Genomic DNA, 21845 nt, shown 5'->3' with positions numbered 1-21845 from the left:
TGGTATATTATTTATCTGCAACTCGCTGAAGTTTGATACTTATATTTTTGCACTTAGTCTTATCTAAGACATCGGTATAATTTTCAATATTTATTTTAAGGTATTGTAAAGCGCTTAAACGAAGAAAATATAACTTAAACGCAGTAAGTCTTTTACCCCCTGGACTCTACCTCTACCCCCAGCTTTAACCCAACAATAATTTTTACGTCAACTTACTGATTTTTTTTCGACGACTGGTATTATTCGCCGCTTAAAAATAATCATTTCATTGCCCACAACTGGATTTCGCGCTACCAGGCGATCTTGAAAATCAACCACCTCTAAATGAGTGAAATCAAGTTCTTGAGAGCGTTGTAGAATATCGGCTGCGAGTTTATCCTGTTGAGATTCTGTGAGACTGTACCAATCGTCACTAATTTTAATAGTTAAATTACTAGTACGAAAATTGGCTTGAATGGATTTTATCAGACCAGAGGCAATGCGATCGCTAATTTGGGCTACTTGATTTTCGATAGCTGCTATTAAAACTTGTTCTGGCGTCAATTGCACAGCTGGCGTTGGTTCTGGTGTTGGTTCTGGTGTTGGTTGCGGTGTTGGTGTCGGTTCTATTTCTGGTGACGGCGTAATTTCTTCTGGTGCTGGCGGTTCTGGCGTTGCTAACTCTGGCGTAGGTGGAGTAGTTATTGTTGGTGTGGGTATTGGCGTTGGCGCAGGAATCTCCTCAACCGGGGGAACCCTTCGACTACCATCAGGCTGAACCGTTGCTACCTCAGCCGGCTTATTAGTGAACAAGCTTGTAGTTGTCCAAACTAAAATCACAGCAATACTAGCAATAATCCCTGTTAAAGCTGTATCTGACAACTTTGCAGACAAATTTGCTGGTAAAACAGCGCGGATTTTAGCTAGCAATCCACCCCAAAAGCCAGGAGTTTCCTCAGTTCCCGGTGGCGGTGCTGTTTCCAGCTTCACCACCGTAGTCTCTAACAGCCTAATTGTCCCTCTGAGAAATTGGATAATAGTAGACTTCCAAATTGGCTGGTTTCTCTGATCGGGTTTTCGGGGACGTTGTCGATTTTGATTGTCTTGCGACATGGAACTTTCACCAAGAGCAACGAATCAAATAAAAATCAAATACATTGTTAGCAATGCAGCTACTTCTGCCTTAATGTATCACTTCATTGCCCATTGCTCAGGCTAAACTAACTAATTGTTGAACTTAATCATTTATGAACCTAAAACGCCGCAAATTTTTATTTTTAACTAGCCTTGGTTTGATTGGTACAGGATTAACCGGGATATTAACTCGGCAAAATAGGCAAAGTGCTGATTTTGCGCAATCAAACAAAGCGATCGCCGCCAATCCCCCCAAAAAAGACTTACTACTACGTTTTGTGTCAGTTGCAGACACAGGTACAGGTGCTAAAGGACAGTATGCTGTAGCTAGAGCGATGACTCTTTATCATCAACAAAATCCTTACGATTTAGTAGTGTTAGCCGGAGATAACATTTATAACAACGGTGAAATTGAAAAAATTGGCGATGTATTTGAACGTCCTTATCAAGATTTACTCAAGCAAGGTGTGAAATTTCAAGCTTGTTTAGGTAATCATGATATTCGCACTGCCAACGGCGATTTGGAAGTTAAATATCCCGGCTTTAATATGAAGGGACGCTACTATACATTTAGTCGGGGTAATGTACAATTTTTTGCCTTAGATACTAACGGTAATGCTGACTGGGAAAATCAGCTAACTTGGTTAAAAAAAGAATTAAGTCTTAGCAAAGCTGCATGGAAAGTAGTATTTGGACATCATCCAATTTATGCATCGGGAGTCTATGGTAGTAATCCCGAATTCATTAAAACTTTCACTCCTCTATTTCAAAAATACGGCGTACAACTTTATATCAACGGTCATGAACACCATTATGAACGCACCCGTTCCATTAATGGCACAACTTATTTAATATGTGGCGCAGGTGCAGGTCATCGTCCTGTAGGTAAAAATGAGTGGACAGAATACTCTACTAGCGATTTAAGTTTTGCTGCCTATGAAGTCTATGCAGATAGAATAGAATTAAGCGGCATTGGCACTGATAACCGCGTTTTTGATCGGGGATTTATTCAGTTTAAATCAGCTTAATCCCTGGCTATATAATTAGATGTAAGGTAGGCACTGCCCAGCAAATAAATTACATACAGCGTTATTAACATTTGCTCATTCCAGATCCCCGACTTTTTAAAGAAGTCGGGGATCTAAGTTCTCAGGAATGATTTAGGAATGCTATATCCTCCAGCAATATATTTGTAAACTTTTATAATGAAAGCTGAAGTTTAGTCTCTAAAATGGCTATTACAGGAACAGCGATCGCCCAAACAATCCCTTCAACCCTAGGCGATCGCATTTAGTCAGAGAGATTGTAGTAATTATTAAAATATCAGCAATTTTACAGTGAATATACTTACAAAATAACTGATTATTTATCGGCAAATCATCATCCAAAGCCTTATCAATAAAACTCTGTGTGGTTTAATCACATAAAAACACAAGATTTTCAGCCTTAGTCACAACTTTGACAAGTAATTGTCACTGGCTGTTCATAACATTGAAATATAGTCCTGAAAAGACTTAACAATCAGCAACAATAATTAATTAATCTTTTACGCTCTCACATCTTGTCAGCAAGTCATCTCTTTTCAACTTAGGGTTATCACCAATGAATTCTAGCCTCATATTAACTAACATACTCAATCCACCAGTATTGTTTTTCTTCCTGGGAATGCTAGTTATTTTGTTTAAATCTGATTTAGAAGTTCCCCAGCCTTTACCTAAGTTGTTTTCTTTGTATCTTCTACTCGCAATTGGATTTAAGGGAGGATATGAACTTGAGGAGAGTGGAATTAGTCCACAAATAGCAATAACACTGATTGCAGCTATTTTAATGGCTTGTGTCGTGCCTATATATTCATTTTTTATCCTCAAAATCAAACTAGATGCATACAATGCAGCAGCTATTGCTGCAACTTACGGATCTATTAGTGCAGTGACCTTTATTACTGCTCAGTCTTTCCTCAAAGTTATAAGTCTTCCCTCTGATGGATATATGGTTGCAGCTTTAGCGCTGATGGAATCTCCCGCAATTGTTGTGGGAATTTTATTAGTGAGAATATTTGCTCAAACTGGTGAAAAAGAAAAAGGAGAATTTTCTTGGGGTGAAGTGCTGCGAGAAGCTTTTCTCAATGGTTCTGTATTTCTTTTAGTTGGTAGTGTTATTATCGGCATCCTCACAGGAGAAAAAGGATGGGAGAAGCTGCAACCATTTACGCAACAAATTTTTTATGGGGTTTTATCATTCTTTTTACTTGACATGGGGATAGTAGCTGCTAGAAGAATTAAAGACCTGAGTAAAACCGGGTCTTTTTTAATAGCATTTTCTATATTTATGCCTGTAGCAAATGCCATTGTAGGAATCATCATCGCTAAATGCATTGGCATTTCTCAAGGAAATGCGCTTTTATTTGCTGTTTTGTGCGCCAGTGCTTCTTACATTGCAGTACCAGCAGCGATGAGAATGACAGTTCCTGAAGCCAATCCCAGCTTATATGTTTCTATGGCATTGGCACTAACTTTTCCTTTCAACATTATTGTCGGAATTCCTTTATATATGAACATCATCAAAAGTATGGGAGTTTAACAAAATGGAAAGTGTAAAAAGGTTAGAAATTATTACCAATTCCCTAGAAATTCCCCAAGTTATCAAGATTTTAGACAAGATAGGCGTTTCCGGCTACACCATTATTAAAGATGTAACGGGTAAAGGCGATAGAGGTAGCATCATTGACGATTTAGAAATCCAAGCCCTCACAAATGCATATGTATTAAGCATTTGCACAGAAGAACAAGAGTACCAGGTAGTAGACGCAATTACACCTATCTTGAAAAAATTTGGCGGTGTATGTATTGTTTCTGATGCCAAGTGGATTGCACATTAAATAAATTTGCTAGAGACACTTGTAGAGAAATAAGACAAGAACAAAGATCCCTGACTTCTTTGAGAAGTCGGGGATCTAATTTTTTACAAAGAATAAGATGCTAACTTCATCCTATTTAGCCCAAAAATCTGGATTGAACTATAATCCTCTATCTGATGCTAATTTTCGCAATCTTTGTACTAATTCTCTGCCATTACCTAGCTGATGTTTAGTCCCTAAGTCTATCAATTCACGTTCAATTTGTTGTCTATCAATAGCATCTCCATCTAAGTAAAATCCAAAAACTATATCTACCATTGCATCTGTATTTTTGTTAGTTAAGTGTATCAAATTTTCTATCATTCCTGCTCTCCAGAATTACTTGTGACAAGCCTGGAGTAGGTAAAAAAGCTTAATCATAGGTATACCTTGCCCAGACCTTTATTATCTTTCCCGTGATTTTACCTAAAGTCACAAGGCATGTGTTAAGAAATATTCAGAGATTGAAAATCACTCACACTGTAACGAAAAATTCAGTAAACTCATGTAATATTTCTTTAAACTTACTTTCAGGCAATATAAAACCCTGAGTAACCCCAGGGCAGGCTAAAAAGTAATATACCAGCAATATTTATTATCAAACTGCTGACCGTAAAATGCTTTCGTCCATTGGGTATATTTTGCTATCTATCCAAAGACTTAAATATTCAGTAACAAAAAGTCGTAGTAATTAATACATGTAAATATTAAGTTTTATCAGTAAGTAGGCGCAATTAAAGCGAACTATGTAAAGTTTTGTAGGAAGGGGAAAACCTTTCCCCCCTTTCCCTTTACCCTTTCCCCTTCTTAAGATGCTTATGTTTATTTCGATTAATCTAATTACCTATTGTCTTCTTGTTTAATAACCAGCGTAGTGAGTAAATCTAATCTCTCAATTTTTTTAATTAATGCTTTAGGTAGATATTCAATTGACTTGCTAATTCTAAACTCATGTTTGGTAGGACACTTATGTAACGACTCACACGTATTTTCCTCACATTAATATGTGGGGATTTTATTTTTTAGTACAAAATAACTATGAAATACTTTTCTCACAATTATCTAGTGATAATTGTGATTTTTTCCGGAAATTTAACTAAAACATAACCCAAAATTAGCCAGTTCATGAGTAAATAAAATTCTTGTGGATCAAGTGTAATTTTCTTAATTTAGAAAATTTGCAATTTTAATATTAAGAGATTGTTTGTAAAGTATTTTTGGTAACACTTAAGCCGCAAAAACTTAACCCCCCCTTCCCTTGTAGGGAAGGGGGGGGGATTTTAAAACCTCTCCCTACAAGGGGAGAGGTTTCTAGTAAACTTTGCCACTTTTCAAACATTCTCTAAGGGACTTACAAATAAAAAAATATTCCAATCATTACCTTACCAAACCCGCAACTCGTAGGGGCGGGGTTACCCATTGGTGTCAACTTAACGTGAAACCCTTGCCTGGATATGATTTGATACAAAATCACGTACCACCAAGATCCGCGCTACCCCACCCCAGTTTTGCTGACGCAAAACGTCCCCTCCCCGTTTACGGGGAGGGGATTGAGGGGTGGGGTAAAATGCCTGTGGAATAAGCGTTTTGACTTAAGTTGACACCAATGGGGGTTACCCCGCCCCTACAATTTGGCATAATTTATTTTTTGGAGTTCTCTAAGCTTCCTATAGCTTTAAGCCATAGGAAGCAAGTTTGGCAGAAGTTCAAATTTTAAATTTCAGCACCAGCTTTTGCTTCAGCACCCATTGGTGCAACGTAATCGCGGAAAAGAGTAATCTGTTGCTCAAAAGCTAATCCTTTAATTTTACCTAAAAGAGCTTGAGATTCTGAGGGAAGTTGATAATCGTCAGGTACAGGGATGATAGTGCCGTTATCCATACCCTGAGATAAACGATACCAAAATAGTAGCTTGGTGGTATCACCAAGGGAACCATATTCGCGGGAAATTTGAGTATCAACTTTGTTAATTAAATCCCGCTGAACTTGTAGTTGTTCTTCATGAGATAGTTCTTTGACTTGATTGAACAAACCTTCTGCAATCTCTGGAGAAACTGTGCTAGCACCTGGTGCTGCTGGTGTAATTGCTTTACCCATTTCTTTGTAGATGAACCAAAACAAAGCGAGTTGTTGATCCACATCCAATTTTTGCCAAGCTTGAACATGTTCTCGAATGGTTTGGTCGCCAGTTTGGGTGTATGTCATTACAAACTCCGCTGATAATTAATTCTTCGATGTCACAAATAACCGTAACAAAGTTAGATCTGTGCTTTAACCCTACTGAAGACAGATGTATAAAGATTAAGTAAAAGACTGCTCGTAAATTCACACAAATACAGATGGGGCAAGGATTACAGATGGGTAAATCTACTTTTAAAGATTAAATTGAGCAATCAAAAGTATCAGATAAAATTAAATTTTTTACCTGACTGAAGACAGATGTATATGAACTTAAAATCTAAAAGAGAATGGCAATTTTGAATGGTCATTGGTCATTGGTTATCAGACTAAGAACAACTGACTATTAACTTTAGACTATTGACTTTGGACTAATAAGTTGAACAAGGCGATCGCATTTACCCTCTATGCTGAAAGTGGTCTAGCCTATTAAGCACAAGAATTAGAGAGGGTTTTTCAATATGAGCATCACCGAAGATATTCTCTCCCAACTACCAGGCGATGCGATCGCTAACTTACGCCGGAGCGATCGCATGTTAACATCACTGCGGGAAGATACAGCACCGATCCCCACGGTAGTCAAAGAGAACAATCAACTTTTAGATAGCGTAGAGTGGGATGTGATTGTCTGCGGTGGGACTTTGGGTATTTTAATTGGTTGCGCTTTGGCTGTGCAAGGACTCAAAGTCGGGTTAATTGAACGGGGGATTCTCCGTGGTAGAGAACAAGAGTGGAATATCTCCCGTACAGAGTTAGAAGTGTTTTTGGAATTAAATCTGCTGACAAATGCAGAATTAGAACAAGCGATCGCCACTAAATATAACCCAGCCAGAGTCAGCTTTCAAGGTGGTACAGAAGTTTGGGTAGAGGATGTTCTCAATATAGGTGTAGATCCTGTGTATCTACTGGCGACATTGAAAACCAAATTTTTGGCTGCGGGTGGTGAGTTGTGGGAAAACACACCTTTGAGTGAAGCCGTAGTTCATCCCAACGGGGTGATGGTAAACAACCAACTCAAAACCCGGTTATTAATTGATGCGATGGGACATTTTTCGGCGATCGCCCAGCAAGCACGTCAAGGACAAAAACCAGATGCTTTATGCTTAGTTGTGGGAAGTTGTGCTTCTGGTTTTCCGGAAAATAACACTGGTGACTTGTTGTTATCATTTACATCCTTGCACAATCAGTGCCAGTACTTCTGGGAAGCTTTCCCAGCTAGGGATGGAAGAACCACCTACTTGTTTACCTACATGGATGCGCACCCACAACGCTTAGGTTTAGAAGCTTTGTTTGATGAATATCTCCGTCTTCTACCAGAATATCAGGGTGTAGAATTGAGTAACTTAAAGTTTCAACGGGCACTCTTTGGCTTCTTTCCCACATATCGCCAAAGTCCCCTCAAAACCCCTTGGAATCGGATTTTACCAGTTGGAGATAGTAGCGGTAGCCAATCACCTTTAAGTTTTGGTGGTTTTGGTGCGATGGTGCGTCACCTCAAACGTTTAACTTTTGGTATTCAAGAAGCACTGCAAACCGATCAATTATCTCCAACAGCGCTGGCTTTGTTGCAACCCTATCAACCAAGTTTAGCTGTTACCTGGCTGTTTCAAAAAGCGATGAGTGTGGGTGTAGATCAAAATATTCCTCCAGAGCAAATTAACCAACTGCTTTCAGTAGTGTTTCAGGAAATGCAAAAGCTGGGTACAAGCGTACTCAAGCCATTTTTGCAAGATATAGTGCAGTTTAAAGCCTTAACGCAAACACTTTTAAAAACTGCTTTGGCAAATCCCGGATTAATTGCCAAAATAATTCCCCAAGTAGGTTTAATTAATTTATTGGATTGGGTGGTACATTACATTAACTTAGGTGTTTATACTGCCTTATTTTGGTTGAGTACAATGTTAGAAACATTAGTTAAGTATCTGCCAAACCAACAACAATATTATTGGCATCGTTTGGTTGATGCTTGGAAGTATGGTTCTGGCAGTGATTATCTAGACGGTTAACTTAACAGCTAACTTGACAAAATTTATAGACGCGATGATCGTCAATATGATTAATCGCGTTTCTTGCAAAAACCTGGTGTGAGGATTAAGATGATTGAACGGCAATCTTCGGGGATAAAATACTTTACAGTCCTGATTGGCTTACTGCGCGATCGCCAAGCTTTTTTAGAAGAAATTACTCAAAGTGTCAGATTACCTAATAAAATCATTTCGTTATTGGTTTGCAGTTCCTTATTTCTGGCTATTTATGGCGGTATTATTGGCGCATATCATAGCTGGATGCAAGCTTTATCTTCTGCGGTTAAGCTACCAGCACTCTATTTAATTACGCTGCTAATTTGTTTACCAACGCTGTACTTCTCTAATATTATTTTTGGTTCTAAACGCAGTTTTGGGCAGCATTTCGCCCTAGTATTGACTGCGGTTTCTGTAACGAGTGTGTTGTTATTTAGCTTTGCACCCATTACACTCTTTTTCTTAATTACTACCAATAATTATCAATTTTTAATCTTACTGAATGTGTTGATATTTTCTTTTACCGGATTTATCGGCATTTCTTCTTTATACCAAGCCACAAGTGTGGTGTTAGAGCAAGATAATGAAGGTAGCAACACACGCCGCAAAATTATCCTTTCGTGGCTGTTTTTGTATGCTTTTGTAGGCAGTCAATTGGGATGGACTCTCAGACCTTTTTTTGGTACACCCGGTTCTATATTTCAACTATTTAGAGATAGAGAAGGTAGTTTTTACCTCAGTGTTTTACAAGCTATTGGCTATCTCTTAGGACTTCGTTAGGGGTTAGGTAATTTTTTCTTTTTCATTACTAGTTAATACATTCATCAATATGCTTGAGAAGCCATCTTACAAAAATAAACAGTTTGGAATCCTCATCAGTTTACTTCGCGATCGCCAAGGTTTCTTAGAGGAAATTAGCCAAGGAGTCAGGTTACAAAGTAAAATCAGTGCTTTGTTTGTTTCCAGTTCCATTTGTTTTGCTATCTACGGTGCAATTATCGGTGCATCCCACAGTTGGGCGCAAGCGTTATCTGGTGCTATCAAACTTCCCGCGTTTTATTTATTAACACTGATTATTTGTTTTCCCACTCTATTCTTTTTTAATGTTTTATTTGGTTCCCGGAGCAGTATTCAACAGCATTTTGTGGTTTTGCTCACTGCTGTATCAGTAATTGGTGTGCTGTTATTTAGCTTGGCTCCCGTCACGCTATTTTTTATGATCACCGCTCCCAATTCTTACCAATTTTTTAAACTGTTGAATGTGTTAATTTTTGGCATCACAGGTATATTTGGGATCAAATTTCTCTATGAAGGAATGCAGTTACTTTCAAAACAAGATGAGGTAGGCAAAAAAACCCGCACTAGTATTTTAAGATCCTGGTTATTTTTATACGCTTTTGTAGGTATGCAATTAGGATGGTTTTTAAGACCATTTTTTGGCGCTCCTGGCTCTAAATTTGAACTATTTCGTGCCGTGAGTGGTAATTTTTATCTTGATATTGTCGCCGCAGTCTCGGAGATATTGGGTTTTCGTTAGTAAAATATCTTGTAAAAATCAGTAGCTTTCAGATCCCCGACTTCTTTAAAAAGTCGGGGATCTTGTTGTATGGGAAGAGTTGATGATTACTATATATTTAACAAAGTTATAATATTTAGTTTATTGCAGACAGAACAATCATCAGTAGAGCAAATGTATTAATTTTTGTATATATAACAAATATTGGAAAAAATCGCTTACAAAATTGTCAGTGGTGGTAATCTGTGAATGGTGAAACCTGAATGTTGAGTACTGAGTTCTCAGTTGTCACTCTTCGTAACGGGGATATATGTCCCTAATTTATGCTGAGTTTTCATTCAGTTATAACTGGAAAGCTTATTCCCTCACTACTATGAAATACCAGGTATTAGAGCGGATTTTTAATAAACCTTCTTTTCAACGGAAATTTGAACGTTTGGAACTGGATGAGAATTTACGTATTTTAGATATGTCTGAGGAAGTACAAAGGTTTGCCGCTCAGCCTGAAGAGGTAATACTAGGGAAAGATGTCCGCCTAAGTTTTCCTGAATTCATCGGATTGGAGGATATTTTAGCATCTATTCTCAAAGGAGAACAAGAATTATTTGAACTCGCAGGAATTAGACGAGACTCAGAGCATACATCGTCAATCTACATAGATATATATATTATCAATGAGCAACTTGAGTCATACGCGGAAAATAGATTAATTGTTTTGATTGAGGAGGTGACAGAAAGGTTAGCTATAGAGCATAAATTAGCACAAAAATATCATGAAGCTAGCCTCCTTTCAACGACTTTAATAGCCTACAAGAATTACATGGAACAAGTTATCAATTCAATGGCAGATGCCTTGTTGGTAACAAGTCGTTTAGGAATCATAAAAAAAATAAATTTTGCTACAGAAAAATTATTTGGTTACAGTAAATCAGAATTAATTGGGCAGCCAATATCTTTAATAATTGATGATTATCCATTATTTCAAAATGTGCTGCAAAAAGATTCCCTATCTCAGCAAAAGTTCTCAAATATAGAAGTAGTTTGCCGCAGCAAAAAAAAGGAAAAGTTGTTAATTGCTTTTTCTTGTTCTGTGATTAAACAGATCAAAACTTTAGAAGATATTGTCTATATTGCTCGGGATATTACCGATCGCCAACGCCGAGAGCAGCGGATTTGTGCCCAGTATGCTATCACCCGTATTTTATCAGAATCTCAAAGCGTTAAGCAGGCAATGCCAAAAATTTTGCAGGCGATTTGTCAAACCCTCGGATGGGATTTAGGGGAATTGTGGACTCCAAGTGAATATATTACTACATCGCTAGAGCAAGCTAATAGCAATGTGGTGCTGAGATGTGTAGAAATTAGGTCAACTAGATTAGTTTCTGTGCGAGAGTTTAAAGCAATCACTTGGCAAACTACTTATAACTCTGGTGTAGGGTTACCTGGACGAATTTGGGCGAGACGTTCCCCACTTTGGATCAAGGATATTGCCAATGATGATTCGCAGCGATCGCAAGCCGCCGCCGCCGCTGGATTGCACGGAGCGTTTGGTTTCCCGATTTTAGACGACAATAAAATTATTGGTGTCATGGTTTTTTTCAGCAAAGAGGTGCAAAAAAAAGACACAGAATTATTGCAACTGATGGTGGCGATTGGTAACCAAATTGCCAATTTTATCAAATGTAAATATACAGAAGCGGCTTTGGTAGAAAGTGAAGAAAGATATCGAGATTTATTGGAAAATGCTAACGACTTAATTCAGTCGGTGAATGTTTATGGACGTTTTTTATATGTCAATAGAGCTTGGGAAAAAACCTTAGGTTATAGTAAAGCGGAAATCAGGAATATGAATATTTTTGACATTATTCATCCAGATTTTAGACCACGTAGCCGCCAAAAATTTTATAACGTGATGTCTGGCGAAAACTTAGAACAAGTGCAAACTGCATTCATTACAAAAAATGGTCAAACAATTTTTCTTGAGGGAAATATTAATTGTAAATTTGTCGAAGGAAAGCCAGCGGCTATTCGGGGGATTTTTCGCAATATCACCCAGCGACTCTTAGCAGAAGAAGCGCTGCGTCATCAACAGGAACAAACTAAACTTTTGTTGCAAAATATCTCCTCACCAGTTCTTTATGTGCCGCCACAAAAACTAAATGCAATCGCCAAAGACTTTGCTAATGTGACAGTTTTATTTGCAGATATTGTTGGCTTGAGCGAAATTGCTGCTTCCATGAGTGCGATGCAATTGGTAAGCTTACTTAATCCCATTTTTGCCACTTTTGATCGCCTGAGTGAACGATATAGTCTTCAGAAAATCCAAACTGTTAATGAAGTATATATGGTAATGGGTGGATTTCCGGTAGGACGCTCAGATCATGCACAAGCCATCGCCCACATGGCCTTAGATATGCAAACTGCGATCGCCTTATTTAATAGCGAGCATCACCAACACTTTAACATCCGCATCGGCATCCATAGCGGCCCCGTTCTCCTCGGTATCATGGAGGTAGAAAAATTTAACTATCAAAGCTGGGGAGAAACCGTAACTCTTGCTAGCTACATGGAATCACAGGGAATTCCTGGGCAAATTCAAGTAACACAAAATACTTACGAGCGTTTGTGTAATGAATTTATGTTGTCAAAGCGGGGTGAAATTCCAGTTCAAGGGGGAGGGACAATGACAACTTATCTATTGATGGGGCGCAAATAATGCTGATACTCGTGAGGTTTTAGATCCCCGACTTTTTAAAAAAGTCGGGGATCTGAGAGTTTACTCCGCAATAGTTCCGAAAAATGGCAAATTGACGTTGTAGCTTGCTCTATTAATGCTAGGTTGAAAGTAAGGTATATTTTAGTAATTAGTACTTAATATATGCAGCTGAGATTATTTGCTCACATATTACCAGGGCTAGCAACAGCTTCTGTGATTTCAGCTTTAGCGTTGGCAGTTGCTACTACCACAAGCAACCAGCCGAGTTATGGTGGAAATAACAAATTCTTTTGTAGCGAGGAAGGCGGTGTACCAGTTACTAAGGTACGCACTTCACGGGGAAATGAAACGTTTATTCGTTGGGTAGTTGAGGATTTTAAAAAGTTCCCACCAGCAAAGCGTTGTAAAGTTGTTTCCGCTAGGTTTCAACGCTATTACGATAATGGTTCGCTGTTTATCACTACCAGAGATAACTTCAACAACTATCCAGTTTTATGTATTGCCAATCGTCAAGGTGTACCTTGTACATCAGAGAATATACTAGTTACCCTCAAACCAGGAACTGACACAGGTGCAGTTCTGAAACAGATACTTGATTTTCGCCGTGGTGTAGCAGGTCAACCGATTGATTTGAGTGGATGTCAAGCTATTAGCTACGACGATCAAGGTGATTTGTATCTGGATGTCAAGAAACTGGTAGATGGTAAACAGTGCGATCGCTCGACTGCTGATAATGTAGAACCTCGCTTTTAGTTTGCAGTTCCTGGGGATGTAAAATGAACTGGCAATGGCTAAACAGCAGACTTGGTTATACACTGTGCTTGCTGATTTGTTTTGGTGGTATTTCTTTCGCAATGCCAAGACAGGACAGTACTTTTGCTAAATTTACCAAAGTTTTGCGATCGCCTGCTCCCCTTTCCCTAGAGCAATTGCAACAATTGGCAAAGGCGATCGCTGTTAAAATCTCCGCTAAAGATTTACTCGGTTCAGGAACTCTACTGCAACGAGAAGGTCAAATTTATACAGTCATCACCAATGCTCACGTTCTGAGAACTGCTAAACCTCCCTATCAAATTCAAACACCAGATGGGCGTGTCTATCAAGCTTCTGTGTTGCAGGTGGCAGAATTTGCGGAAAAAGATTTGGCTGTGTTGCAGTTTCGTAGCCCTGATGTCGTTTATACAGTAGCTAATGTCAAAGATGTGTCTAGTTTGCAAGTAGGGGATGAGGTGTTTGTGGGTGGATTTACGGCGCAAAACCACCCCACCCCCAACCCCCTCAGAGCTAGGGAGGAGGGAGAAAGGAAGAGTAAAAATAGTTTTTTGTTTACCGCTGGGAAAGTAACTCTATTGTTAGACAAAGCTTTAGAACAAGGCTACCAGATTGGGTATACCAATGATGTGCGTAAAGGGATGAGCGGCGCACCATTGTTAAATAAATATGGTGAAGTGGTGGGTATTAATAGTTTACACAAAGACCCAGTGTGGGATACGCCGGAAGTTTATCAAGATGGTTCCCAGCCAGAACCGCGCTTGCAAGAACTAATTACACAATCTAGTATGGCTGTACCGATTAAAAAAGAACTATTACAAAATCATCGGGAGAATCAACCATGAGATTGGCTGGTGGACTGACAGCAGTATTATTTGCTGCAACAATTGTTATAGTGCAGCCAGTAGCCACAGCGTTGACACCCGCAGAAGTTTATTCCATTGCTCAAAAGATTACAGTCCGTATTGATGGTGCTAATACAGGTTCTGGAATTATTATTGAACGCACAGGCGATACTTACACTGTTGTCACTAATTGGCATGTAATGAGATTAGAAGGCAGCTATACAGTTAGGACAGAAGATGGTAGGCAATATAACATCAACCACAATCAAGTAAAGCCTTTAGGAAATGTTGATTTAGCAGTATTTCAGTTTACTAGTAACCAAAATTATCCGGTTGCCGACAAAGGCAATTCAGACCAACTTACAGGGGGTAAAACAGTTTATGTAGCAGGTTATCCCACAGGAATATCTGGTGTTTCAGGACGGAACTTTAAATTTCTGAGTGGGCAAATTTCTAGCCTTTTATCAAATCCAAAAGATGGCTATGCTTTGGATTATACAGTTCAGTCGTTTAAAGGAATGAGTGGTGGTCCGATACTAGATGAACAAGGGAAGTTAGTTGGTATTCACGGACGCGCAGGAACTGATCCAATTGCGGGTGGTACTGCGGTGTTAGGGATTCCGTTGAAGACTTATTTAACTCTTGCACCATCTGCAAAACCAACAACGATCGCTGTTGGGAATATACCAGGTAATAAACCTATCTCAACTACATCCTCTGTACTAAGTAATGCCCAAGCTTACGTCCAGCAAGCACTAGAACGTTGGGATAATGGGGACAAGCAAAAAGCTATTGAAGATTTAAAGCAAGCTCAGCAACTAGACCCAGATAAGGCTGAGAAAGCTGGCTTAAGTTTAGCTCAAGAAGCGGCACAGGCAGCACAGTCACAAAAATTTGATTTGGCTTTGCCACGAGCGCAGATAGCAAGTTACCTAGCACCCAAGAATGATAAAGTCTGGTTTCTCTTAGGCGGCATATATTTGCAAACTAAAAATTTTGATGAGGCGATCGCTGCTCTGACAAAAGCCCAATCTCTCAATCCTAAGAATGCTGATGTTTTATTTGCTATAGGTTCGGCAAATTTTCAACAGGAAAAATACCAGCCAGCTATTGTCAATTATCAAGCAGGTTTGAAGTTAAAACCTAATGATCCAGAAGGGTTATTTGATTTAGGTAACGCTTACTATAAGTTAGGTCGATTTTCAGATGCGATCGCACAGTACAACAAAGCGATTTCCCAAGATCAGAAGTTTTGGGCAGCAGTTAACAACATTGGCTTAATTAAATACGAGCAGGGTGATATCCAAGGAGCAATTCAGCAATGGCAAACTGCTGTGTCTTTAGATAAACAAGCGCCAGAGCCTTTATTGGCATTGGCTGTGGCCTTGTATACCAAAGGCGATCGCCAACAGGGTCTAGCAATGGGACAAGCTGCACTCCGCATCAATAAGCGCTATGGCGATTTGGATTTCCTCAAGCAAAATCTTTGGGGCGATCGCTTGCTTGCAGATACAAAAAAATTACTACAATACTTGCAAAGTCGGTAAGTATCTTGTCATTGATAAACTAGTAAATTTATTGAGTCTAATATGGCGGCGCTGATTAACAAACAATTACTGCATAATCATTTGGGTGATAAATCATGAGACTTGGTGGGGGACTTCCAGTAATATTACTTGGTGCAACAATTGCGATCGTACAGCCGCTAGTCGCTACAGCATTAACACCTGCAGAAGTCTATTCCATAGCTCAAAAGATTACAGTCCGCATTGATGGAGCAAATACAGGTTCTGGAATTATTATTGAACGCACGGGCAATACTTACACCGTTGTCACTAATTGGCATGTCATCCAACAAACAGGAAGCTATACAGTTAGGACAGAAGATGGTAGGCAATACACCTTTAATCACAGCCAAGTGCAACGATTACCGGGCGTTGATTTGGCAGTGTTTCAATTCACTAGTAATCAAAATTACTCTGTTGCCGAAAAGGGAGATTCCGATCAAGTTACAGGCGGTAAAACTGTTTATGTCGCCGGTTATCCCGATGGAATTCCTGGTATCCCGGAACGCACTTTTCAAGCTTTATCTGGACAAATTTCTGGTCGTGTGCAAAAGCCCAAAGATGGTTATGCTTTACTGTACACAGTCAATGCTTTTCCAGGGATGAGTGGCGGGCCGATACTGGATGAACAAGGAAAGTTAGTTGGTATTCACGGACGTTCTGGAACTCGTCCAGATACGAGTGCTATTGCTGTGTTGGGGATTCCGTTGAAGAATTATTTAAGTCTGGTATCGTCTGCACAACCTGTTGCAACTGCACCAACTCCACAGCCAACAAATCCGCCAGTCTCAACTCCACCACCTGTAAATCCTAATAACTCATCAAGCAAATTTATTTTAGCGAAGTTTCTCAATGGTCATAAGGTTTATTCAGTCGCCATTAGCCCAGATGGTAGAACTTTAGCTAGCAGTGATTTCAAGATTAAAATTTGGAATGCTGCCACAGGGAAAGAAATTCTTACCCTCAATAGTCATTCTAGAGTGTTCGATTCAGGCGGTGTCTCGAACCTACTGGTTAGATCAGTGGCTTTTAGCCCAGATGGCAAAACTTTAGCGAGTGGTGCTGATGACAAGACTATCAAAATTTGGAATGTTGAGACTGGGCAAGAAATTCGTACTCTCAATGGTCATTCTCAGAGGGTTAATTCAGTCGCCATAAGTCCAGATGGCAAAACTTTAGTTAGTGGTAGTGCTGACGCGACTATCAAAATCTGGAATGTCGCCACAGGAAATGAAATTCGTACTCTCAACCGTCATTCTCGTTGGGTTTGGTCAGTCACCATAAGTCCAGATGGCAAAACTTTAGTTAGTTGTAGTGGTGACAAGACTATCAAAATTTGGAATGTCGAGACTGGGCAAGAAATTCGTACTCTCAATGGTCATTCTGAGGAGGTTTATTCTGTCGCTTTTAGCCCAGATGGCAAAACTTTAGTTAGTGGTAGTGGTGACAAGACTATCAAAATTTGGAATGTCGAGACTGGGCAAGAAATTCGTACTCTCAATGGTCATTCTGAGGGGGTTAATTCTGTCACCTTTAGCCCAGATGGCAAAACTTTAGTTAGTGGTAGTAGTGACAAGACTATCAAAATTTGGAATGTCGCCACAGGAAATGAAATTCGTACTCTCAAGCGTCATTCTCGTTCGGTTTGGTCAGTCGCCATTAGTCCAGATGGCAAAATTTTAGCTAGTGGTAACGATGATAAAACTATCATTTGGCGGCTATCTCCGTAGTTATTTAATTTTAGATTTTAAATATTATCCTTGTTAAATTAACCTTGTATATTAAGATTTTCTTAAAATTTTATTAGGCAAAAAATCAATTACATTTGCTCTAGTATGGCTGTAGCGATTAAAAAAGAAGTATTACAAAATCATCGGGAGAATCAATCATGAGGGTTGCTGGTGTACTAACGGCAGTATTATTTGGTGCAACAATTGTCATAGTGCAGCCAGTAGCCACAGCGTTGACACCATCAGAAGTTGGTTCTATTGCTAAACAAATTACAGTCCGCATTGATGGCGCAAATACTGGCTCTGGGGTAATTATTGAGCGTCAAGGCAATAGTTACACTGTTGTTACTTGTTGGCACGTAGTACAACTTGAAGGTAACTACACAATACAAACACCAGATGGGAAAAAATATAGCTTACAACACAGCCAGGTAAAAAGATTTCCTGGCGTTGATTTAGCTATATTTCAGTTTACCAGCAACGAAAATTACAGTGTTGCCGAAAAGGGAAATTCTGAACAAGTAACATTAGGTAAAACTGTTCATGTCGCAGGTTTTCCGCAAGGAACATCAGACATAGATTTTCGTAGCGGCTCAATTTCTCGTCTGGTGACAAACCCAAAAGATGGCTATGCTTTTGTGTATGACATCGGTGGTTTTCCAGGGATGAGTGGGGGTGCGATACTCGATGAACAGGGTAAATTAGTGGGGATTCACGGACGCGCTACAACTCGCCCAGATACTAATGCTACTACTGTGTATGGGATTCCGTTGAAGATTTATTTAAGTCTTGCAGCATCTGTGCAGCCTGTGGCGACTGCGCCTACTCCAAAGCCAACAAATCCGCCAGTTTCAACTGCGCCATCAGCCGCTAACTTTACTCTAGCGGAGACCCTGATTGGGCATTCTCAAAAGGTAGGTCTTATATTCAAAGAAGGAATAGTTAATTCAGTCACCTTTAGTCCAGATAGCAAAACTTTAGTTAGTGGTAGTGGTGACAAGACTATCAAAATTTGGAACCTGGCTACAGGGCAAGAAATTCGTACCCTCAATGGTCATTCTTATTCGGTTCGGTCAGTCGCCATTAGCCCAGATGGCAAAACTTTAGCTAGTAGTAGTTGGGACAAGACTATCAAAATCTGGAGTCTCGCCACTGGACAAGAAATTCGTACCCTCAATGGTCATTCTCATTGGGTTAAGTCAGTTGCCTTTAGCCCAGATGGCAAAACTTTAGCTAGTGGTAGTGATGACAAGACTATCAAAATCTGGAACCTTGCTACTGGGCAAGAAATTCGTACCCTCAATGGTCATTCTAGTTGGGTTTATTCAATCGCTTTTAGCCCAGATGGCAAAATTTTAGCTAGTGGTAGTTGGGACAAGACTATCAAAATCTGGAACCTTGCTACTGGGCAAGAAATTCGTACCCTCAATCGTCATTCTGATTGGGTTCATTCAGTCGCCTTTAGCCCAGATGGCAAAACTTTAGCTAGTGGTAGTGATGACAAGACTATCAAAATCTGGAACCTCGCTACTGGGCAAGAAATTCGTACCCTCAAGGGTCATTCTAATTTGGTTAATTCAGTCGCCTTTAGCCCAGATGGCAAAACTTTAGCTAGTGGTAGTGATGACAAGACTATCAAAATCTGGAACCTGGCTACTGGGCAAGAAATTCGTACCCTCAATGGTCATTCTGATACGGTTAATTCAGTCGCCTTTAGCCCAGATGGCAAAACTTTAGCTAGTGGTAGTAATGACGCGACTATCAAAATTTGGCGGCTGTCTGAGTAGCCATGCAATTTGAGATTTTGCCTGTTTTAACCCAAACTTGTATTTTAAGATTTTCCAGTAATTTCATTAATCTGAGTTCAGGTTAAGCACTATAAAAGCCATTCCATTGGTACGGTTTTGTGAGGTGCGTTAGCGTTCGCGCAGCGTCTCGAAGAGAAGCTCAACGAAGTTATCGCTTTGCAAGTTAAGGTACAAGCCAATAGTATTATACTTGCACACCTTAACCATGAGGTAGTATTAGAATACTCCCAGATGAATAAATTAAATCCCTTACATAATTTTATTTTTCAACTGCCAAACTCAGTAAACTGACGTATATAGGGTTCATGAAATGCCAAAATAATATCTTGCTTCGGTACTCCCATGTCCACTAATTGATTAGCAATTCCAACTTCAGTACCATCATGTTGAATCCAAATTTTCCCATCTTTAATATCAAGATGTAAGATACAACCAAAATCCCGTTTATTTCCTCTCCAACCGACATAAAGTAATTGATAATGGTCTTGTTGTTCGTCAAAAATTGTTTGCACCTCATACTCTTCGTAATTTCGTGACATCGAAGCTCGCTTTTGTCGTTCGGAAAGAATTTGGCGAATATATTGCCGATATTGTTCTACAGCCATAGACTAATAACCTCCTGTTCTACATCGTAAATCATCAATCGTAATTGATATTTTTCAACTGCCGATATAATAAATTTTCGTTGAAAAAAAGTTTCATAAACAGGCAATCTTACGGCTAAATAAAGTAAGCGTTTGGGTTCAATTTTATCTAAAGCATCCCGATAATTTAAAAATCGTCCCAAGGCTGTATGAAATTCGGAAACATTCGATGGACTAATAAAACTTTTAATTTCTACCGCTATTTTTCGTCCTTCTCTCTCTGCTCCTAAAAGTTCCTCTGCTGCTAAGTCAATCTCAAAATCGATATCATCGACATTAATTTCGTAGGGGTCAGCTGTAATATTCCAACCGTCTTTTTCTAAAGCATTTCTGACAACATTATGAAATTTATCTTTTGCCATAGGAGTTTACTATGCGCACAATTAGGCTATTTTAGGATAGATAATACACATTATTAATTATTTTCTGTAATTTTAAATGATTGAATCATCGTTTCCGCAGTAGGTAAATATTGAGCATATTTGGACGATTCTGCCATGTAGGTAATAAAGTATGCTTTGCCGTTTCTAACTGTGCCAATTTCTGTGGCTTGGAGTTTACATTCTCCTTCTTGGCGAGTATATGTTAATTGATAAGCATTATACTTTGATAGCGTTGTTGATGGTGTAGTCTTATCTATAATTTGTTGATTGGGATTATTCTTTTTAATCTTTTGAATAGCGAGGTTTTTATATTCTTCTAAAGATAACAATTGGGGCGATAAGTCATTAACATTAATTGTTACTGCTAATATACAATATTTTACCGCTTGTTGATTTTTCCGCACAATTTGAATCACATCACCGCCAAAATCATCATTGCGTTTGATTGCTTCCCAGTTATCTGATGGGTATTTGATGGCTATACCAAAGTTAGGTTCTTCGTAAGTTGCAAGAGTTGGTTTGAGGTTAATCAATTGCGATGAAAGCCATATAATCAGGGGAGTAATTACTGCTAATGCAGCTACACCCAGCCAAAGTTTCCCCGGTGGCGATTTAGGCGATAATCCTTGGAGTGCTTGCAATACTTCGGCTGCTGACTGGTAACGCTGGCGGTAGTCGTAGCGCACCATTTTATCGATTATATTTGCTAGTTTGGGACTAACTTGAGTGCGATCGCGCCAGATAATCTCTCCTGTTTGCGGATCTGTACGTAGCTGTTTATAGTTAGGGTGAGGATTTATCCCGGTTAAAGCTTGGATACCAATAATCCCAACTGCATAAATATCACTGGAAAATTCTGGTTGACCTTTTGCTTGTTCACTAGGTAAATAGCCCGGTGTACCAATAGCAATGGTAAAACTTGTCTTTCCTTGAGCATTCACAACTTGAGTTGTAACTTCTTTGACTGCACCAAAGTCTATTAAGACTATTTTGCCATCAGATTGGCGACGGCGAATATTTGAGGGTTTGAGATCGCGATGAATTAAGTTTTGTTGATGAACAAAGACTAAAACTTCTAAAATATCGGTTAAAAGTTTGATGACATAAGCTTCACTCAATTGTGTACCCGGTACTAATTCTTGAGTAATATCTCGACCTTCTATATATTCTTGGACTAAATAAAATTCATGATTTTCTTCAAAGAATGCGAGAAGACGGGGAATTTGGTTGTGATTTCCCAATTTTTCTAACTTTTCTGCTTCGGTGTCAAACAATCTTTTCGCAACTTGCAGAGCGTATGGGTCGATAGATTTTGGTTTAAACTGCTTGACAATGCAATGAGGTTTTTCTGGTAGTTTGGTGTCAATGGCTATGAAAGTAATTCCAAATCCACCTTGGCCGATTTGTTCGAGTATTTGGTAGCGTCCATCAAGAATTTGACCGATCATTCAAGTCACCATTGCCCTCTGGATTTTTTATACCATTTATTGCGCTTTGCGAGTCATTTGTCAGTAGGGGCGGGTTTATTTAGATCATTGTTGATAAGCGAGGATATTGGTGAACCCGCCCGTACAGTTGTTGAATGTTGGAGTTTAATACCTTCCTTGTGGGCGGTATATATTTCTTTGCCACTGACTACTGACCATTGACAAAAACTCC

18 protein-coding genes and 1 pseudogene are annotated in these 21845 nt (G+C 39.2%); 13 read left to right on the top strand and 6 right to left on the bottom strand.

Features of this window, described 5'->3' with window-relative positions; translation table 11 throughout:
* Window positions 1–207 precede the first annotated feature (207 nt).
* Window positions 208–1092: a hypothetical protein gene (locus AACU32_RS39745; RefSeq protein WP_096607683.1), complete on the bottom strand. Its 885-nt coding sequence runs from the start codon at window positions 1090–1092 to the stop codon at window positions 208–210.
* A gap of 134 nt (window positions 1093–1226) precedes the next feature.
* Between AACU32_RS39745 and AACU32_RS39740 the strand changes: the two genes are divergently transcribed.
* The 3 genes from AACU32_RS39740 to AACU32_RS39730 all read left to right on the top strand — a co-directional run bounded on the left by AACU32_RS39740 (window position 1227) and on the right by AACU32_RS39730 (window position 3991).
* A complete protein-coding gene (locus AACU32_RS39740) occupies window positions 1227–2141 on the top strand; it encodes a metallophosphoesterase family protein (RefSeq protein WP_096607682.1) in 915 nt (304 codons plus the stop codon).
* Between the two features lie 574 nt (window positions 2142–2715).
* A complete protein-coding gene (locus tag AACU32_RS39735) occupies window positions 2716–3693 on the top strand; it encodes a sodium-dependent bicarbonate transport family permease (RefSeq protein ID WP_096607681.1) in 978 nt (325 codons plus the stop codon).
* Between the two features lie 4 nt (window positions 3694–3697).
* Window positions 3698–3991: a P-II family nitrogen regulator gene (locus AACU32_RS39730; protein ID WP_096607680.1), complete on the top strand. Its 294-nt coding sequence runs from the start codon at window positions 3698–3700 to the stop codon at window positions 3989–3991.
* 138 nt (window positions 3992–4129) lie between these two features.
* Here the strand turns inward: AACU32_RS39730 and AACU32_RS39725 are convergent, their stop codons facing one another.
* A complete protein-coding gene (locus AACU32_RS39725; RefSeq protein ID WP_339378643.1) occupies window positions 4130–4288 on the bottom strand; it encodes a hypothetical protein in 159 nt (52 codons plus the stop codon).
* Window positions 4289–5722: 1434 nt separating this feature from the next.
* A complete protein-coding gene (locus tag AACU32_RS39720; protein WP_096607678.1) occupies window positions 5723–6214 on the bottom strand; it encodes an orange carotenoid protein N-terminal domain-containing protein in 492 nt (163 codons plus the stop codon).
* Between the two features lie 434 nt (window positions 6215–6648).
* On the opposite strand from AACU32_RS39720, the gene AACU32_RS39715 reads away from it, so the two are divergent.
* From AACU32_RS39715 to AACU32_RS39670, 10 genes and pseudogenes are all read left to right on the top strand, one after another.
* On the top strand, window positions 6649–8193 hold the full coding sequence (locus AACU32_RS39715) for an FAD-dependent oxidoreductase (protein ID WP_096607677.1): 1545 nt from the start codon (window positions 6649–6651) through the stop codon (window positions 8191–8193).
* Window positions 8194–8283: 90 nt separating this feature from the next.
* Window positions 8284–8988, top strand: a complete 705-nt coding sequence (locus AACU32_RS39710) for an actin-binding WH2 domain-containing protein (RefSeq protein WP_096607676.1) — start codon at window positions 8284–8286, stop codon at window positions 8986–8988.
* A 49-nt stretch (window positions 8989–9037) separates the two neighbouring features.
* A complete protein-coding gene (locus AACU32_RS39705) occupies window positions 9038–9745 on the top strand; it encodes an actin-binding WH2 domain-containing protein (protein ID WP_096607675.1) in 708 nt (235 codons plus the stop codon).
* A 289-nt stretch (window positions 9746–10034) separates the two neighbouring features.
* The gene (locus AACU32_RS39700) at window positions 10035–12440 is read left to right on the top strand and encodes an adenylate/guanylate cyclase domain-containing protein (RefSeq protein WP_339378642.1); all 2406 of its coding nucleotides are present in this window, start codon (window positions 10035–10037) and stop codon (window positions 12438–12440) included.
* 162 nt (window positions 12441–12602) lie between these two features.
* Window positions 12603–13193, top strand: coding sequence for a COP23 domain-containing protein (locus AACU32_RS39695; RefSeq protein ID WP_096607674.1), 591 nt, complete (start codon window positions 12603–12605; stop codon window positions 13191–13193).
* Window positions 13194–13216: 23 nt separating this feature from the next.
* Window positions 13217–14056 (top strand): S1 family peptidase, encoded by an 840-nt coding sequence (locus AACU32_RS39690; RefSeq protein WP_339378641.1) that lies wholly within the window; start codon window positions 13217–13219, stop codon window positions 14054–14056.
* Window positions 14053–14610, top strand: a pseudogene (locus AACU32_RS39685) (S1 family peptidase); the annotation flags it as partial. The gene AACU32_RS39690 and the pseudogene AACU32_RS39685, both read left to right, overlap by 4 nt.
* Before the next feature lie 54 nt (window positions 14611–14664).
* A complete protein-coding gene (locus AACU32_RS39680) occupies window positions 14665–15603 on the top strand; it encodes a tetratricopeptide repeat protein (protein WP_339378734.1) in 939 nt (312 codons plus the stop codon).
* A gap of 95 nt (window positions 15604–15698) precedes the next feature.
* Complete coding sequence (locus AACU32_RS39675; RefSeq protein WP_096607672.1) at window positions 15699–17351, top strand: trypsin-like peptidase domain-containing protein; 1653 nt, start codon at window positions 15699–15701, stop codon at window positions 17349–17351.
* A gap of 158 nt (window positions 17352–17509) precedes the next feature.
* Window positions 17510–19138 carry a trypsin-like peptidase domain-containing protein gene (locus tag AACU32_RS39670; RefSeq protein WP_096607671.1) on the top strand — a complete coding sequence of 543 codons (1629 nt, stop codon included), beginning with the start codon at window positions 17510–17512 and terminating at the stop codon, window positions 19136–19138.
* Window positions 19139–19425: 287 nt separating this feature from the next.
* Here AACU32_RS39670 and AACU32_RS39665 read toward each other — a convergent pair whose 3' ends face one another.
* From AACU32_RS39665 to AACU32_RS39655, 3 genes are read right to left on the bottom strand one after another with little or no spacing between them, the layout of a single operon-like run.
* Window positions 19426–19764, bottom strand: coding sequence for a XisI protein (locus AACU32_RS39665; protein WP_096607670.1), 339 nt, complete (start codon window positions 19762–19764; stop codon window positions 19426–19428).
* A complete protein-coding gene (locus AACU32_RS39660) occupies window positions 19755–20165 on the bottom strand; it encodes a XisH family protein (RefSeq protein ID WP_096607669.1) in 411 nt (136 codons plus the stop codon). Before AACU32_RS39660 ends, AACU32_RS39665 begins: the two co-directional genes overlap by 10 nt.
* A 53-nt stretch (window positions 20166–20218) precedes the next feature.
* Window positions 20219–21634, bottom strand: a complete 1416-nt coding sequence (locus AACU32_RS39655) for a serine/threonine-protein kinase (protein ID WP_096607668.1) — start codon at window positions 21632–21634, stop codon at window positions 20219–20221.
* Between the last annotated feature and the right edge of the window lie 211 nt (window positions 21635–21845).

The sequence above is a fragment of the Calothrix sp. NIES-2100 genome (assembly GCF_963875285.1).
GTDB lineage: Bacteria > Cyanobacteriota > Cyanobacteriia > Cyanobacteriales > Nostocaceae > Aulosira.
Note: the sequence above shows the minus strand (reverse complement) of the source record. Positions and strands in the feature narration are given on the sequence as shown.

Bases quoted from the DNA above. Each gene is read 5' to 3' on its own strand.
- AACU32_RS39730 (WP_096607680.1), top strand. From the start codon at position 3,698: ATGGAAAGTGTAAAAAGGTTAGAAATTATTACCAATTCCCTAGAAATT.
- AACU32_RS39675 (WP_096607672.1), top strand. From the start codon at position 15,699: ATGAGACTTGGTGGGGGACTTCCAGTAATATTACTTGGTGCAACAATT.
- AACU32_RS39735 (WP_096607681.1), top strand. From the start codon at position 2,716: ATGAATTCTAGCCTCATATTAACTAACATACTCAATCCACCAGTATTG.
- AACU32_RS39665 (WP_096607670.1), bottom strand. From the start codon at position 19,764: ATGGCTGTAGAACAATATCGGCAATATATTCGCCAAATTCTTTCCGAA.
- AACU32_RS39740 (WP_096607682.1), top strand. From the start codon at position 1,227: ATGAACCTAAAACGCCGCAAATTTTTATTTTTAACTAGCCTTGGTTTG.
- AACU32_RS39690 (WP_339378641.1), top strand. From the start codon at position 13,217: ATGAACTGGCAATGGCTAAACAGCAGACTTGGTTATACACTGTGCTTG.
- AACU32_RS39745 (WP_096607683.1), bottom strand. From the start codon at position 1,092: ATGTCGCAAGACAATCAAAATCGACAACGTCCCCGAAAACCCGATCAG.
- AACU32_RS39655 (WP_096607668.1), bottom strand. From the start codon at position 21,634: ATGATCGGTCAAATTCTTGATGGACGCTACCAAATACTCGAACAAATC.
- AACU32_RS39705 (WP_096607675.1), top strand. From the start codon at position 9,038: ATGCTTGAGAAGCCATCTTACAAAAATAAACAGTTTGGAATCCTCATC.
- AACU32_RS39700 (WP_339378642.1), top strand. From the start codon at position 10,035: ATGTCCCTAATTTATGCTGAGTTTTCATTCAGTTATAACTGGAAAGCT.
- AACU32_RS39670 (WP_096607671.1), top strand. From the start codon at position 17,510: ATGAGGGTTGCTGGTGTACTAACGGCAGTATTATTTGGTGCAACAATT.
- AACU32_RS39715 (WP_096607677.1), top strand. From the start codon at position 6,649: ATGAGCATCACCGAAGATATTCTCTCCCAACTACCAGGCGATGCGATC.
- AACU32_RS39660 (WP_096607669.1), bottom strand. From the start codon at position 20,165: ATGGCAAAAGATAAATTTCATAATGTTGTCAGAAATGCTTTAGAAAAA.
- AACU32_RS39695 (WP_096607674.1), top strand. From the start codon at position 12,603: ATGCAGCTGAGATTATTTGCTCACATATTACCAGGGCTAGCAACAGCT.
- AACU32_RS39710 (WP_096607676.1), top strand. From the start codon at position 8,284: ATGATTGAACGGCAATCTTCGGGGATAAAATACTTTACAGTCCTGATT.
- AACU32_RS39725 (WP_339378643.1), bottom strand. From the start codon at position 4,288: ATGGTAGATATAGTTTTTGGATTTTACTTAGATGGAGATGCTATTGAT.
- AACU32_RS39720 (WP_096607678.1), bottom strand. From the start codon at position 6,214: ATGACATACACCCAAACTGGCGACCAAACCATTCGAGAACATGTTCAA.